Annotated in this window: 15 protein-coding genes; all 15 read left to right on the plus strand. The window is 57.6% G+C overall.

Annotation, left to right across the window (positions count from 1 at the left end; translation table 11 throughout):
• Window positions 1-8: 8 nt before the first annotated feature.
• Entirely contained in the window at window positions 9-683 is a 675-nt protein-coding gene (gene flgD / locus ACZ3GY_RS05125) for a flagellar hook assembly protein FlgD (RefSeq protein ID WP_225830901.1), read from the plus strand.
• 43 nt (window positions 684-726) lie between these two features.
• Window positions 727-2,208 (plus strand): flagellar hook protein FlgE, encoded by a 1,482-nt coding sequence (locus ACZ3GY_RS05130; RefSeq protein ID WP_463564204.1) that lies wholly within the window; start codon window positions 727-729, stop codon window positions 2,206-2,208.
• 196 nt (window positions 2,209-2,404) lie between these two features.
• Complete coding sequence (locus tag ACZ3GY_RS05135; protein WP_463564205.1) at window positions 2,405-3,145, plus strand: flagellar basal body rod protein FlgF; 741 nt, start codon at window positions 2,405-2,407, stop codon at window positions 3,143-3,145.
• A gap of 47 nt (window positions 3,146-3,192) precedes the next feature.
• On the plus strand, window positions 3,193-3,978 hold the full coding sequence (flgG, locus tag ACZ3GY_RS05140; RefSeq protein ID WP_463564206.1) for a flagellar basal-body rod protein FlgG: 786 nt from the start codon (window positions 3,193-3,195) through the stop codon (window positions 3,976-3,978).
• A gap of 61 nt (window positions 3,979-4,039) precedes the next feature.
• Window positions 4,040-4,753 carry a flagellar basal body L-ring protein FlgH gene (gene flgH, locus ACZ3GY_RS05145; protein WP_463564207.1) on the plus strand — a complete coding sequence of 238 codons (714 nt, stop codon included), beginning with the start codon at window positions 4,040-4,042 and terminating at the stop codon, window positions 4,751-4,753.
• An 11-nt stretch (window positions 4,754-4,764) separates the two neighbouring features.
• Entirely contained in the window at window positions 4,765-5,862 is a 1,098-nt protein-coding gene (locus ACZ3GY_RS05150; protein WP_465909158.1) for a flagellar basal body P-ring protein FlgI, read from the plus strand.
• An 11-nt stretch (window positions 5,863-5,873) separates the two neighbouring features.
• On the plus strand, window positions 5,874-7,091 hold the full coding sequence (gene flgJ / locus ACZ3GY_RS05155) for a flagellar assembly peptidoglycan hydrolase FlgJ (RefSeq protein ID WP_465909159.1): 1,218 nt from the start codon (window positions 5,874-5,876) through the stop codon (window positions 7,089-7,091).
• A gap of 6 nt (window positions 7,092-7,097) precedes the next feature.
• On the plus strand, window positions 7,098-9,137 hold the full coding sequence (flgK, locus tag ACZ3GY_RS05160) for a flagellar hook-associated protein FlgK (protein WP_465909160.1): 2,040 nt from the start codon (window positions 7,098-7,100) through the stop codon (window positions 9,135-9,137).
• A 177-nt stretch (window positions 9,138-9,314) separates the two neighbouring features.
• On the plus strand, window positions 9,315-10,559 hold the full coding sequence (flgL, locus tag ACZ3GY_RS05165; RefSeq protein ID WP_465909161.1) for a flagellar hook-associated protein FlgL: 1,245 nt from the start codon (window positions 9,315-9,317) through the stop codon (window positions 10,557-10,559).
• A 75-nt stretch (window positions 10,560-10,634) separates the two neighbouring features.
• Entirely contained in the window at window positions 10,635-11,639 is a 1,005-nt protein-coding gene (gene pseB / locus ACZ3GY_RS05170) for a UDP-N-acetylglucosamine 4,6-dehydratase (inverting) (RefSeq protein WP_465909162.1), read from the plus strand.
• Window positions 11,636-12,580: a class I SAM-dependent methyltransferase gene (locus tag ACZ3GY_RS05175; RefSeq protein ID WP_465909163.1), complete on the plus strand. Its 945-nt coding sequence runs from the start codon at window positions 11,636-11,638 to the stop codon at window positions 12,578-12,580. Before pseB ends, ACZ3GY_RS05175 begins: the two co-directional genes overlap by 4 nt.
• Window positions 12,577-13,746 carry a UDP-4-amino-4,6-dideoxy-N-acetyl-beta-L-altrosamine transaminase gene (pseC, locus tag ACZ3GY_RS05180; protein WP_465909164.1) on the plus strand — a complete coding sequence of 390 codons (1,170 nt, stop codon included), beginning with the start codon at window positions 12,577-12,579 and terminating at the stop codon, window positions 13,744-13,746. Before ACZ3GY_RS05175 ends, pseC begins: the two co-directional genes overlap by 4 nt.
• Window positions 13,743-14,450: a pseudaminic acid cytidylyltransferase gene (gene pseF / locus ACZ3GY_RS05185; protein WP_465909165.1), complete on the plus strand. Its 708-nt coding sequence runs from the start codon at window positions 13,743-13,745 to the stop codon at window positions 14,448-14,450. The genes pseC and pseF overlap by 4 nt, the downstream gene beginning before the upstream one ends.
• Window positions 14,447-15,454 carry a UDP-2,4-diacetamido-2,4,6-trideoxy-beta-L-altropyranose hydrolase gene (pseG, locus tag ACZ3GY_RS05190; RefSeq protein WP_465909166.1) on the plus strand — a complete coding sequence of 336 codons (1,008 nt, stop codon included), beginning with the start codon at window positions 14,447-14,449 and terminating at the stop codon, window positions 15,452-15,454. Before pseF ends, pseG begins: the two co-directional genes overlap by 4 nt.
• Complete coding sequence (locus tag ACZ3GY_RS05195) at window positions 15,451-16,116, plus strand: PglD-related sugar-binding protein (RefSeq protein ID WP_465909167.1); 666 nt, start codon at window positions 15,451-15,453, stop codon at window positions 16,114-16,116. Before pseG ends, ACZ3GY_RS05195 begins: the two co-directional genes overlap by 4 nt.
• Window positions 16,117-16,120: the final 4 nt, after the last annotated feature.

Consider the following 16,120-nt stretch of genomic DNA (forward strand, 5'->3'; position numbering starts at 1 on the left):
AGTGAGAAATGAGCACTGTTGATGGCGTCAGCTCCAGTTCGGTACTGGACAAGTATCAGGTCAAGCAGGATTCCACCACACAGAACAAGGAGCTGGGCAAGGATCAGTTCCTCAACCTGCTGGTGGCGCAGCTGAATAACCAGAACCCACTAGAGCCTCAGGGCAACGGCGAGTTCATCGCGCAGTTGGCGCAATTCAGTACTGTGGAAGGGGTCGAGAAGCTCAACTCGAGCATGGAGACCATTTTGTCCGGCTATCAGTCCTCCCAGGCCCTGCAGGCTTCTTCGCTGGTCGGTCGCAAGGTGATCGTGCCGGTGGACAAGGCGGTGGTCGATACCAGTGAAAGCTTCAAGGCCAGTGCGGTGCTGCCAACCAGCAGTAGCAACGTGTACGTCAACGTGTATGACAGTGCCGGTTCGGTGGTCAGTCGTATCAATCTGGGTGAGCAGCAGGCTGGCAACGTGAGCTTCATCTGGGACGGCAAGGACTCCAGCGGCAATGTGATGAAGCCGGGCACTTACAGGTTCGAAGCACAGGCGACCTATGGCAATGAAACCAAGGGGCTCTACACCTTGCTGCCGGCCAACGTCGACAGCGTCACCCTGGGTGGCAACGAATTGATGCTCAATCTTGCGGGTATTGGCAATGTGCCGCTGTCGCAGGTGCAGGTCATTGGTCAGTAATTAACAGGCTGTAACTGCCGGGCTTTCGGCAAGGAGATTTTTCATGTCGTTCAATATCGGTCTTAGTGGCCTGCGCGCTGCGACCAGTGACCTCAACGTGACGGGTAACAACATTGCCAACGCCGGTACCGCTGGCTTCAAGCAGTCGCGTGCCGAGTTCGCCGACCTGTATGCCTCGTCGATGCTCAGCAGCGGCTCCAACCCGATCGGTAGTGGGGTGCTGCTCAGCGATGTATCGCAGCTGTTCAGCCAAGGCAACATCAACTACACGCAGAACTCGCTGGATCTGGCCATCAATGGCAGCGGTTTCTTCCGTACCAGTAACAACGGTGATATCAGCTATACCCGTGCCGGTTACTTCGGTACCGACCGCGAAGGCTTCATCGTCAACAACTTCGGGCATAACCTGCAGGGTTATGGGGTAGACGCCAACGGTAATCTGCAGAACGGCATCATCGGCAACCTCCGTGTGGAGACGTCCAGCCAGGCGCCGCGGGCGACGGGTACGATTACTCAGCCGTTCAACCTGAACTCGACTGAAACCGTTCCAGTGCTGCGGCAGAGTGCCTATGACGGCGCCTACCAAACGGCCTTCAATGGTTCACTGTTGCCGGGTAACCCCAACCCGACTCCTGCTGAGATCGCGGCTGCGACTGCGGCAGCCACACCAGCAGAGCTTGCGGCCGCGAATGCAGCGGGCGCTACTGCGGGCTCCACTGCGGCCAACGCCTCTTTCAACCCGGCGGATCCGACCAGTTACAACCGATCGACGTCGGTGAATATTTATGATGCTCAGGGCAATGCTCACTCCTTCACCCAGTACTTTGTGAAGACCGGTGCCAATAGCTGGGACATGAAGATTCTGGTCGACGGCCGGAACCCGCTGGATCCGACCAACACTCAGCCGCTTTCGGCTGCCGTGAGCTTCGACGCTGCCGGTAAACTGCAGACTATCGATGCGACTGGCCTGAGCACAGGGTTGTCGCTGAACCCCGACGGCACCATCAGCATGAACGGCTGGATTCCGGCGGCACCCACCAATGCCGAAGGCACCACCTGGGCCGCCAACGGCTCCGAGGCCAGTGCGGCGGTGAAGTTCGATTTCCGCGGTTCTTCGCAGTACAACAGCACGTTCTCGGTTGCCAAGGTCGTGCAGGACGGCTACAGCACAGGTGAGTTGTCGGGCCTTGAAATTGATGAGACCGGTGTGCTCTTTGCTCGCTATACCAATGGCCAAACCAAGGTTCAGGGCCAGCTAGTATTGGCTAACTTCGCCAATATGCAGGGGCTTACACCGGTCGGCAAAACGGCCTGGGTTCAGTCGTCGGCATCTGGCGAGCCGGTCATCGGTACGCCGAAGAGTGGCACGCTGGGTACTTTGCAGTCCGGTGCGCTGGAAGACTCCAACGTCGAGTTGTCAGAGCAACTGGTCAACCTGATCGTTGCCCAGCGTAACTACCAGGCCAACGCCAAAACCATCGAGACCGAGAGCGCCATCACGCAGACGATCATCAACCTGCGTTGATGCATGCGTCAGGGAGTTGTTGCCGCTAGCGGCAACAACTCGCCAAACGACAAATTACAGGCTCCTTCGGGAGCCTGTTTCGTTTCTATAAACCTATTAAAATCATGTGCTTGCGTATTTTTAATGAGAGTGGCACGTGAATTGCTTTTAAGCTCTTGTCAGAGTCGCGGGCGAGTTGCCCCACCTCGGAGGAAACATGGACAAGATGCTGTACGTCTCCATGACTGGTGCCCACAACAATACGTTGGCCCAGCGTGCCCACGCCAACAATCTGGCGAACATCTCCACGAGCGGTTTTCGCCGTGATTTCGAGCAAGCCCGCGCGATGCCGATTTTTGGCGAGACCCAGCCGTCGCGCGTGTTCGCCATGAGCGAGCGGCCAGGCACCGATTTCACTCCGGGCTCCCTGCAGGAAACCGGCCGTGACCTGGATGTCGCGATTGGTGGCAAGGGCTGGTTGGCTGTGCAGGCACCTGATGGCACCGAAGCCTACGTGCGTACCGCAAGCCTGAACGTTGATGCCCAGGGCATGCTGCGTACCGGCAATGGTATGCCGGTAATGGGCAATGCTGGGCCGATCGCCGTGCCGCCTGAGCAGAAGATCGAGATCGGCCAGGATGGCACCATCAGCATTCGCGCCTTGGGCGAAGCGCCCAACGTGCTGGCCGAAGTTGATCGCTTGCGCCTGGTGAACCCTGATCTCAAGCAGATGCAGAAGGGTAGCGACGGCATGATCCGTTTCAACGGCCCGCAGCCGCCGGAAATGGACGCCACCGTGCAGATTACCTCAGGCTTTCTCGAGTCCAGCAACGTCAATGCGGTCGAGGAAATGACCTCGATCCTGGCGCTGTCCCGGCAGTTCGAGCTGTCGGTGAAAATGATGCGTACCGCAGAAGACAATGACACCGCCATGGCGCGTGTCTTGCAGATGACCTGATAACCACACGCGCGGCGCCATGAATCCGGCGCCCGAGGAGAATCGCTATGCTTCCGGCACTTTGGGTCGCCAAGACCGGCCTGTCGGCTCAGGACATGAACCTGACGACCATTTCCAACAACCTGGCCAACGTTTCAACGACGGGTTTCAAGCGCGATCGCGCCGAGTTCGAGGATTTGCTCTATCAGATCCGTCGCCAGCCCGGCGGCCAGTCCAGCCAGGACAGCCAACTGCCGTCCGGCCTGCAGCTCGGTACCGGTGTGCGCATCAACGGCACCCAGAAGATTTTTACCGCTGGCAGCCTGCAGACCACCGAGCAGCCGATGGACATGGCGATCAACGGCCGCGGCTTCTTCCAGGTGCTGATGCCCGACGGCACGGTGTCCTACACCCGTGACGGCAGCTTCCACCTGAACTCGGATGGCCAGGTCGTGACGTCCCAGGGTTTCGCGCTGGAGCCAGCCATCGTGCTGCCACCGGAAGTGCGTACCTTCACCGTGGGTGAGGACGGTACCGCTTCGGTGACGACCACCGGCAACCCACAGCCGCAGATCGTCGGCAACATCCAGATCACCGACTTCATCAACCCGGCGGGGCTGGAGGCGATCGGTAACAACCTGTTCCTGGAGACCGCCTCCAGTGGTGCACCTCTGGTGGGAACGCCCGGCCTCAATGGCTTGGGCACGACCCTGCAGAACACCCTGGAGAACTCCAACGTCAGCGTGGTCGAGGAGATGGTCAACATGATCACCACCCAGCGCGCCTACGAGATGAACTCCAAGGTCATCTCCACCGCTGACCAGATGCTGTCCTTCATTACGCAGAACCTTTAAGAAACGTGGGGTAGGGCAGCAGCTCACCCCTGATACGCCTGAACGCTGTGAGGTAGTGGTTATGAACCGCTTGGTGTGTGTGTTCTCGATTCTCGGCAGCGTAGTGCTGAGTGGCTGCGTGGCGCCTGCCGCCAAGCCCAACGATCCGTACTACGCACCTGTGCTGCCGCGTACACCGCTGCCGGCCGCGCAGAACAATGGCTCGATCTTCCAGTCGGGGTTCGAGAACAACCTGTACGGCGACCGCAAGGCCTTCCGCGTGGGCGATGTCATCACAATCAGCCTCAGCGAGCGTATGCAGGCCAGTAAGAACGCTAGCTCGCAGATGTCCAAGGACAGTAACGCCAACATCGGTCTGACGTCGTTGTTCGGCGGTGGCGTATCGATCGACAACCCCAGCTCCAGCCTCAACCCGTTGAAGGCCGAGAACCTGGGGCTCAGCGCTCAGTACGGCGCCCAGCGTGACACCAGCGGCTCCGGCCAGGCCGGGCAGAGCAACAGCCTGACCGGCTCGATCACTGTGACCGTCGCCGAAGTGCTGCCCAATGGTTTGCTGGTGGTGCGCGGTGAGAAGTGGATGACTCTTAATACCGGTGACGAGCTGGTGCGCATCGCCGGGCTGGTTCGCTCCGACGACGTCGCCCGTGACAACACCGTGGCTTCGACCCGTATTGCAGATGCACGCATCACCTATTCCGGTACTGGCGCCTTCGCCGATGCCAGTCAGCCAGGTTGGCTGGATCGCTTTTTCGTCAGCCCGCTGTGGCCGTTCTGAGGTTCATGATCATGCGCAAATGGATCATCACCGTTGCAGCTCTGCTGCTGGCCTCGACCGCTCAAGCCGAGCGGCTCAAGGATCTGGCCAGTATCCAGGGCGTGCGTAGTAACCAGTTGATCGGTTACGGCTTGGTCGTGGGCCTCAATGGCAGCGGCGACCAGACTACCCAAACGCCATTCACCGTGCAGACCTTCAACAACATGATGGCGCAGTTCGGTATCAAGGTGCCGGAAGGCGGCAACGTGCAGTTGAAAAACGTCGCTGCGGTGTCGATCCATGCCGACCTGCCGCCGTTCGCCAAGCCCGGGCAGACCATCGACATCACCATTTCCTCCATCGGTAACGCCAAGAGCTTGCGCGGTGGCAGCCTTTTGATGACCCCGCTCAAGGGTATCGACGGCAATACCTATGCGATCGCCCAGGGCAACCTGGTAGTGGGCGGTTTCGATGCCAGTGGCGCCGATGGTTCGCGCATCACCGTCAACGTCCCTTCGGCCGGTCGCATCCCCGGTGGTGCCACGGTGGAACGTCCGGTACCGAGTGGCTTCGATCAGGGCAATACCCTGACGCTGAACCTCAACCGCCCGGACTTCACCACGGCCAAGAATATTGTTGACCACATCAACGAGCTGCTTGGCCCAGGTGTGGCCCAAGCACTCGACGGCGGATCGATTCGCGTCAGCGCGCCGCTCGATCCGAGCCAGCGTGTCGACTATCTGTCGATTCTGGAAAACCTCGAGGTTGAAGTCGGTCAGGCGGTGGCCAAGGTCATCATCAACTCGCGTACTGGCACCATCGTCATTGGCCAGAACGTGCGCGTGCAGCCTGCTGCCGTGACCCACGGCAGCCTGACGGTAACCATCACCGAAGACCCGATCGTCAGCCAGCCAGGCGCGCTGTCCGGCGGCGAGACAGCGGTAGTGCCGCGTTCGCGTGTCGGCGCCGACGAAGAAATGAAACCGATGTTCAAGTTCGGCCCCGGCACCACCCTCGACGAAATCGTGCGTGCGGTGAATCAGGTAGGCGCTGCGCCTTCCGACTTGATGGCCATCCTGGAGGCGCTTAAGCAAGCCGGCGCTCTGCAGGCTGACCTGATCGTGATTTAAAGGAACGGGACATGGATACTCGACTCGCGGCCGCCGGCACCACCACCCTCGATAGCGGCGCCTATACCGATCTCAATCGCCTCAACCAATTCAAGGTTGGCGGCGACAATGAGGAGAACATTCGCAAGGTCGCGAAGGAGTTCGAGTCGCTGTTCCTCAATGAAATGCTCAAGACCATGCGCTCGGCCAACGAAGTGTTCGGCGAAGGCAACTTCATGAACAGCAACGAGGCCAAGACCTACCAGGACATGTACGACCAGCAGCTGTCCGTGACCATGGCCGGCAACAAGAACGGTATCGGCCTGGCCGACGTGATGGCGCGGCAGATGTCGAAGATGCGCAACGTCAGCGATCGGCCCAATCCGTTCGCCCAAGTCGATGCACCCGTGCCGGCTGCGCCGAGCAAACCGCTGGCCCGCACCGAAGAGGCCGCTGCGCCTATCCAGGTCGAAAAGGCTCAGGGCTCGGCTGACGGTGAGCGCAACGACATGGCGCTGCTCAACCAGCGCCGCCTGTCACTGCCGGGCAAACTGGCCCAACGGATTCAGGCCGGTATCGTACCGGGCGCCGAGGCGGTTACGGCCGCTACCGTTGCCGGCACTCCAGCAGGCGATGCGGTCGGCAAGCCATTGGCCAAGGGTGACTGGCTGCCCGCCAAAGCCTACGCAGCGCCTGCTGAACGTCGTCTGGACATCAATGGCAGCGAGGCAATTGCCAGTCGCACGACGTTCAAGTCGTCCAAAGAATTCATGGAAACCATGCTGCCGATGGCCGAGAAGGCTGCGGCCAAGCTGGGCGTCGACCCCCGCTATCTGGTCGCCCAGGCAGCATTGGAAACCGGCTGGGGTAAATCGATCATCAAGCAAGGCGATGGCAGCAGCAGCCACAACCTGTTCGGTATCAAGACCCACAACAGCTGGGACGGCGATTCCGCGCGGGTGATGACCACCGAATACCAGAACGGCAAGCCGGTGAAGGAAGCCGCATCGTTTCGCGCCTACGAATCCTATGCCCACAGCTTCGAAGATTACGTGAGCTTCCTACAGAACAACGGCCGATATGAAAAGGCCCTGAGTTCGACCGCCAACCCCGAGCAGTTCGCCCGTGAGCTGCAGAAAGCCGGCTATGCCACCGATCCGCAGTACGCCAAGAAGGTGTCGCAGATCGCTCGCAAACTGTCGACCTACCAGATGATCGCCGCCAACGGCGCGCCCTCGAACAAGGGATGATGAAGCATGGCTGACTTACTGAGTATTGGCCTGTCGGGCCTGTCGGCGAACAAGACCTCGCTGGCGGTCACCGGCCACAACATCACCAATATCAACACGCCGGGGTTCTCTCGTCAGGACACCATTCAGGCCACGCGTACTCCGCAGTTCAGTGGGGCGGGCTATATCGGCTCCGGCACTTCGCTGGTCGACATCCGTCGCAGCTACAGCGAGTTCCTGACCACCTCACTGCGCAGCAGTACCTCGTTGAGCAGTGATGTGGCGGCCTACAAGAGCCAGATCGATCAGTTGGATTCGCTGTTGGCCGGTACCACCACGGGTGTCACCCCATCATTGCAGAAGTTCTTCTCGGCCCTGCAGACCGCTGCCGAAGACCCTTCCAATGTGCCTGCACGGCAGCTGGTGCTGTCGGAGGCCGAGGGGTTGAGCCGGCGCTTCAATACGGTTTACGACCGTTTGAGCGAACAGAACAGTTTCGCCAACAAACAGATGGGCGCGGTCACCGAGCAGATCAATCGGCTTTCCGGCTCCATCGCCAGCCTCAACGAATCCATCGCGGTCGCGCAATCCAATGGCAGTCAGCCCAATGACCTGCTCGATGCCCGTGAAGAGGCCGTACGCCAGCTGTCGACCTTTATCGGCGTCAACGTCGTGGCGCAGAACGATGGAACGCAGAATGTGTTCATCGGTTCGGGCCAGCCGCTGGTAATCGGCAACAGTGCTGCCCGCCTGGAAGTGGTGCCCGGCACCAACGATCCGAATCGCTCCGAGATACAGTTCATCGTTGGCGCCGCGCGGCAGACCATCACCACGCAAGTTACCGGTGGCGAGCTGGGCGGCATCTTGCGTTATCGCGAGGAGGTGCTGGATACCACCTTCAATTCGCTGGGACGTCTGGCGTTGGCGGTGAGTGATCAGGTCAACAGCCAGCTGGGGCAAGGCCTGGATCTGAAAGGGCAGGTCGGCACCAAGCTGTTTGGCGATTTCAATGAAGAGTCACTGGCCCGCTTGCGGGTGTTGCCGTCTGCCAACAACAGCAGCAATGCCTCTCCGATCCTGAACATCAGCAACAGTTCGTTGTTGACCACCAGCGACTATCGGCTGGAGTTCGACGGTAGCAATTACACGGCACGGCGCTTGAGCGACAACCAGTCGATGACCGTGACGCAGAATCCACCCGGTACCCTGAGCTTTCAGGATAGCGCCGGGCGCAACCAGGGTTTCCAGATCGTTGTCGGCACGCCCGCACCGGCCGCCGGTGATTCGTTCGTGTTGCAGCCTACACGCATTGGTGCCTCGACCATTTCCACCGTGCTGGATCAGGCTGATCAGTTGGCGTTCGCTGCGCCGATTCGCGCCGAGGCCAATCTGCAGAACCGCGGCAACGGTGTGATCAGTCAGCCGACGCTGCAATCCACAGGTAGCAATATCAACCCGGCAGCTTTGCAAGCCGCATTCCCTCCGCTGACGCTGACGTACGATTCGGCTGCGGGTGGTTTCAACGGTTTGCCGGCGGGTGCGACGCTGACCCGCGTCGATAACAAGGGGCAGCCGATCACCCCTGCGCCGACCCCGCTCTTCGAGCCGGGCCAGCAGAACAACTATCAACTGACCCTGGCCGATGGCACCAGCGTCAACATGAGCGTCAGCGGCCGTCCGGAAAACGGTGACCGTTTCGATATCGCCTTCAACCAGAATGGTGTCTCGGACAACCGTAACGCCTTGGCTCTGGTTGGCCTACAAAACAAGCAGGTGGTCGGCGTCGATCCCACCGTAACGGGCATTGCCACCGGCTCCAGTTTCACAGACAGTTACGGTGATCTGATCGAGCGCGTCGGCACGCTCACCGCTCAGGCCCGGCAGGACAGCGAGGCAACCACTGCTATCCTCAAGCAGGCGCAGGACAACCGTGACTCGCTGTCAGCGGTCAACCTGGATGAAGAGGCGGCCAACCTGATCAAGTTCGAGCAGTACTACAACGCGTCGGCCCAGGTGATTCAAGTTGCGCGCTCTTTGTTCGATACCCTGATCGGGGCATTCAGGTAGTGGCGTGAACGCCTTCACGGGTAGGGTGGGCTTCAGCCCACCAACGGTCAACGCGACCAAGCACTGAATTACAGATGATCCGTTTCAACCATCCAGCAATGGCCAGATGGTGAACAAATCCCCAAGAGGGTGCGGTTCTGGTAAACGCCAGTCACCGCTAGAAAAAACGAGGCTGCTATGCGCATTTCCACTCTTCAGGCGTTCAACAACGGCGTGCAAGGCCTGCAGCGCAACTACGCCAATGCCATACGCACTCAGGAACAGATCAGCACCGGCAACCGCATCCTCACGCCCGCGGATGACCCGGTCGCGTCGGTGCGCCTGCTGCAGCTCGAGCAGCAGCAGAATGTGCTGACTCAGTACAACGACAACCTGGCGGCAGCGAAGAACAGCTTGAACCAAGAAGAGGTGACACTGAACTCGGTCAATACTGTGCTTCTGCGTGTCCAGGAGCTGGCTGTCCAGGCTGGTAATGGTGCGTTGAGTGTTGATGATCGCAAGTCCATCGCCGCCGAGTTGCGCGAGCGTGAAGACGAGCTACTGGGCCTGATGAATACCAAGAATGCCCGTGGTGAATACCTGTTCTCCGGATTCCAGGGCAAGGCCGAGCCCTTCGTGCGTAATGCCGACGGTACCTATTCGTATCAGGGCGATGAGGGTCAGCGTAAACTGGAAATCGCCAGCTCTCTGAACGTGGCGATCAGCGATAACGGCAAGAAGGTATTCCAGAACGTCACCAATGCCGGTCGCCTGGATGCGGCCATTACTGCGCAGCCAGGCTCGACCCTACGTGCTTCGACGCCTCTGGTGCAGGATGAGGTGGCGTTCAGTGGCACACCTGCGTTTCCTGACGATGGTGTCGACATCGTGTTCGGTAACCCCGATGCCACCAGCTATGAGATCTTTGCCGTCGGAACCACTACGCCTGCGCTCGCTACAGGATCCATGGATGAGAATCCCGACACTACTGATAAGTTGGTTTTCCGCGGCGTAGTGATTAATTTCGACGGAGCTCCGGCTGCAGGTGATACGGTCACTGTGACATCCGACCCTAATCGCCAGAAGCAGGGCGTGCTCGATACTATCGCCAACCTACGCAGATCTCTTGAGGAAGCACCTGCAACCACAGAGGGTGGCCGCGTAGTACGAGATGCCGTGGCTCAGGCGATCACCAACCTGTCGCATGCCAGCATCACGGTCGACAGCACGCGCGGCGCGATAGGCGCGCGGTTGAATGTGGTCGAAAGTACGCTTGCCGACAACGAAGACGTGGGGCTGGTGAACAAGTCGGTTCAGGCTGATTTGCGTGAGCTGGATTATCCTGAGGCTTTATCGAGGCTGTCCTTCCAGTCGATTGTTCTGGAGGCCTCGCAGCAAAGCTATGTGAAGATTTCCGGGTTGAGCCTGTTCAATAAACTTTAATGTTGTCGGTTTTCGACGCCGTGACATCAATAACGCTCGATCCGATTCTTCTTTAGAAGATATTAAGAGGCTCCAATGTTTGACGACAAGGTTATATTGATAACTGGAGGTACGGGCTCTTTTGGGCGTGCATTCGTACCCATGACGTTGGCGCGTTATAACCCTAAGAAAATCATAATTTTATCCCGCGACGAGATGAAGCAGTGGGAAATGGCGAAAAGCTTCAATCAAGATCCGCGAGTGCGTTTCTTTATTGGCGATGTGCGTGATAAGGAACGTCTTTATAGAGCGCTGGATGGCGTTGATTATGTCGTGCATGCCGCCGCAACGAAAATTGTACCGGTAGCAGAGTACAATCCATTCGAGTGCGTCAAGACCAACGTTATCGGTGCAATGAATCTTATAGATGCCTGTATCGACAAGGGCGTCAAAGGCGTTGTGGCGCTCTCGACGGACAAAGCCAGTAGCCCGGTGAATCTATACGGCGCTACCAAATTGGCGTCCGACAAGCTATTTGTGGCAGGTAATCACTATTCGGGTGAGCATGGTTGTCGTTTTTCCGTGGTGCGTTACGGAAACGTCATGGGGTCTCGAGGTTCTATCATTCCGCTATTTCTTTCGTTGAAGAAGAACGGGGTGCTGCCCATCACCGATGAGCGCATGACACGTTTCATGATCTCATTGGCGGATGCGGTGGAACTCGTTTGGCATGCTTTCGCTGATATGGAAGGTGGCGAGATTTACGTCAAGAAAATCGCATCCATGAAGGTGACCGATATTGCCAAAGTACTGGCGCCTGAGGCACGCCACGAAATTATTGGTATTCGACCGGGCGAGAAACTGCACGAACAGATGATCGGTATTGAAGACTCTTATAATACTTATGAATATGAGCAGTCTTATAAGATCTTGCCGGCGATCAATAGTTGGAATACGTGTAAGAAGCGTATCAAAGACGGCCGTAAGGTGCCCGAGGGATTCGTTTATTCGAGTGAGTCCAACCAGGATTGGATGAGCCCAGATGCGCTGAGAGGGTGGCTGGTCAAATACGAAGCCGCTCAGGTGGAGGCTGCGCTTTGAACAAAGGTATGACCGGCGAGATGGCGTCGGTGGCAGGGCGCGTCGATTTGCGAGCTGTTAAAGCCGCCTACGAGCGCGGTGAAAATATTACCAAGCTGTTAAGGGATGCCTGCGAAAACGATCTGAGCGTGAACGAGCTTGAGGCAATTGAAATCGCCTATGAATTGCAAGCGGGCAGCTACAGCCAGGGCGCGATCAAGAACTTCCTTCAGCTATCGTCGCGTGCCGGAGAAATTGCTTCGCATTTGGCTGGGCATCTGCAAGCTTTCGATACCGTGCTCGACTGCGGCACGGGCGAAATGACGACGCTGTCTTGCATGAGTCAACATCTGCCAGCCAATATCAAACTCATGGCGTTTGATATATCGCCTAGTCGACTGAACATGGGACGTCGCTTCGCGCAGCGTGCAATGCGCACGGACGTGTTGGCTAATCTGGAAGTGTTCGTGGGTTCCATGGGGTGCATTCCGCTGCCCGATAGCTCGGTGGATGTAATCACCAGCAATCATGCACTCGAACCTAATCATGGCCGAGAAGCAGATTTGCTGCGAGAGATGCTGCGGGTCAGTAGGCGAAAGTTGGTTTTGTTTGAACCCTCCTTCGAAGACAACTCTGCAGAAGGGCAGCAACGAATGCGCGAGCTTGGTTACATTCGCGAGCTTGAAATACACATAAAGGACGTTGGTGCAGTTTTGGTTGACAAGATCGCCATGGACAACATTTCCAACCCTTTGAATCCGACGTTCTGCTACGTCATACAGAAAGCCGAGTCTCGCAATCATTCGCTCATCGCTTCAACTCGCTTCACATGCCCTATTTCAGGAGAGGTTCTTGAGTCGCGTGATGACTACCTGTGGAGTGCTGCAGGGTATGCATACCCGAAGATCAACGGTATGCCATTGCTGCGAGAAAAAGATGCCATCCTGATGTGTTACGAATGATGGGCACCATTCCATACGGGCGGCAGGAGATCACGGCCGAAGACATCGAGGTAGTGGTCAAGGTCTTGCAGTCAGACTTCCTCACCCAGGGGCCCATGGTTCCTTTGTTCGAACAGCAGGTGGCCGAGCATGTCGGTGCTGCCCGCGCGGTTGCTGTGAATAGCGCGACATCCGCGCTGCACCTGGCTTGCTTGGCCCTTGGGTTGGGGCCCGGAGATTTGCTCTGGACAACGCCAATCTCCTTCGTGGCATCCGCCAATTGCGCTCTTTACTGCGGTGCACGCGTCGATTTCGTTGATATCGATCCGGCTACCTACAACCTCTGCCCAGTTGCTCTTGAGCGCAAACTAAAAGCCGCTGAGAAAAGTGGCCAATTACCCAAAGTCGTGGTGCCTGTACATTTGGCTGGTCAACCCTGCGACATGCATGCCATTCATGCACTCGCTCAACGCTACGATTTCAGAGTAATTGAAGACGCGTCACACGCTGTGGGGGGGAAGTACCAGGGCGAATTCATTGGTAATGGGCGCTTCAGCGACATCACCGTATTCAGTTTTCACCCGGTGAAAATTGTTACTACCGCTGAAGGCGGGCTGGCTGTCACGAACGATGCGCAACTGTTCAAACAGATGAGCCTGTTACGTAGCCATGGCGTTACCCGGGATCCACTACAGCAGCACTGCGCGCCCCACGGCCCTTGGTACTACGAGCAAATTGCACTGGGGTTCAACTATCGAATGACGGAGCTGCAAGCGGCGTTAGGTGTAAGTCAGCTCAAGCGGCTGGATCATTACGTGGCGCGTCGACATGCACTGGCCGAGCGGTACGACGCTCTTTTATCTGACCTTCCCATAACGCTTCCGTGGCAACACTCCGACAGCTACTCGGGGCGGCACCTTTATGTCGTACGTTTGAAGCTCGATCAGATGACGCGCAGCCACCTAGAGGTATTCGAGGCATTACGTGCGGCGGGCATAGGGGTGAACCTGCATTACATACCCATCTTTCTGCATCCCTACTATCAGCAGATGGGCTTTGCTCCATCTGACTTTCCGCATGCGATGCATTATTACCGTGAGGCAATCAGCCTGCCTCTTTATCAAACGTTAACCCAGCCAGAGCAAGACCGAGTGATAGTCGCATTGCGTGAGGCTATTGTCGGATGAGTGCCCTCGTAATACCCGCCCGTGGCGGTAGCAAACGCATCCCGAACAAAAATATTCGTCCTTTTTTCGGGAAGCCAATGATCGCCTGGTCTATCGAAGCAGCGCTGCGAAGTCGATGCTTCGATCGGGTCATCGTCTCTACGGACAGCGCGGAAGTTGCAGCCATCGCGCAGAGATGGGGCGCCGAAATCCCTTTCATGCGTCCTGCCGAACTGAGTGATGACCATACCGGGATACGAGATGTCATACGGCATGCCCGATTATGGCTGCAGGCCAACGACACCAGTGATCACACGCTGATGGGCACGCTGTTGGCAACATCACCCTTTATCAGTGCTCAGAGGATCATCGATTCGGTTCGCTTGCTAGAAGCTTGCGATAAACAACGTGCATTTCTTGTGTGTGCGTTCGGATACCCTGTTCAGCGAGGGTTCCGCCTGAATGATGATGGCTCCCCAGAGATGCTGTTCAGAGAGCACCTAAAGACGCGTTCGCAGGATCTCGACCCGATCTACCATGATGCAGGGCAGCTTTATCTATCGAAGCTAAGAGGGAATGCTGGCGATGATGCGCCTTATCTGGGGGAAGGCAGTCTACCGATAGTTCTACCTAGCCACCTGGTTCAGGATATCGATACCGAGGAGGATTGGGTGCGGGCTGAATTGATGATGCGGATACTCCTGGAAACAGGCGAGCTGCAGTGAGTTTGCCATCGGTCTTGTTTTGCTGTGACGCATCTCCCCAGAAAGGCCTGGGGCATTTGCAGCGTTGCATGGTATTGGCTAAAGCCTTTGTAGAGGGGGGCGGGCGAGCATTCACCCTGTGTAACGGCGTTGTGGATCCAGCGCTTTTCCGGCCTCTCTCGGTCGGATTACGGGTATCGGACCTTTCCCCAGAGCAGGAGCGGCAGCAGTTGGCTGAGCTCGTGGTCGATATGCAGGCAAACGTATTGGTGGTCGATCACTACCGCGCAACACCCGAGTACCAGCAGATGATACGGTCGCTGGGATTGCCCTGGCTGCAGTTCGACTATCGGCGTGCGTTCGATATCCAGGCACGCTGGGTAGTCAACATAAATCCCTTTGCACAGCCCGCAGATTACGCCTCAATCACGCGTCCCGATTGCACGCTGCTGTTGGGCCCTCGATTCGCCATCTTGCGTTCGGAATTCGCTAGCGCTGAGCCGCGGCCGGTGGGGGCCCTGCGTCGTGCCCTGGTCATGCTGGGCGGGGGAGACGATGCTGGGCTCGCCGAGAAATTTGCTGATTGGTTGAGTGACGTATCGGTCAGGGTCTGTGTAGTAACTACGCGAGCAAATCCGGGTACCAGAAGATTGCTTTCTTACGCGGCGCATAGCGCGAATGTCGAGGTATTGATCGAGCCTGATGATATTGCAACGCTGATGAGTAATTCCGACGTCGCGATTTGTGCGGGGGGGACTACGACATTCGAGCTCGTAAGCCAAGGTGTACCATTCCTTTCCGTTGCCTTGGCGGACAACCAGATTGAGCTTTGTAAGGCGTGGCAAGCACGGGGGGTGGGTGTCTACATGGGGCATGGGCACTCATTGAGCCAAGAAACGTTTCTGGCTCATTGGCGGGATATCGAGCTTGAATGCACGCGCCAATCAATGCGCAGCAAGGGGCTTGGTCTCGCTGACAATCAGGGCGCGCAACGCATACGAGAGGTAGTTGAAGGGTGTCTATGAGCCGGACGGTAAAGCACGATCGCCGTCGAATCGTGATTCTCGGTGGGACTGGTAACGGTTTGGTCGCTGCGCAGGTGATCAAAGATATGCAGCGTGCTGGTCAAGCGGCGGAGATGGTTGGTTTCCTCAATGATCATCAGGCCAAGGGCGATCTCATAGGTGGTTACCCTGTGATGGGCCGCACCCATGATTGGGCATCATTGCCCGACGATATTCTTTTTCATTGCAGCTTGCTTGGTGTCGGGAACGTCGAGGCGCGCTCCGTACTGTTCGAGAACCTGAGCATACCTGATGAGCGGCTCGCGACTATAATTCACCCCACCGCCTGTATCGCGGACGATGTGGTCGTCGGTCATGGTGCCATGATCTGTTCGTTTGTGACGTGTCAGCCGGGTGCTCGCATCGGCCGGCTCGGCAGCATACGTGCAGGCGCTAACATCGGGCATGATGCGGCAATAGGCGACTACGCGTACGTCGGACCCAATGCCACTCTTTGCGGTTACTCGATTGTCGAAAAAGGGGGCTATGTAGCACCAAACGCCGTGTTGAGAGACCGGACAAGGATGGGGGAGTTTTCTGTACTGGCCGCCGGGGCCGTGGCTTTTAAGGACATCGAAGCACATTCGACCTGGATCGGTAATCCGGCTAGGCGGGCCGTTTGATTTT

Source organism: Pseudomonas sp. PME37.24/006 (assembly GCF_055556635.1).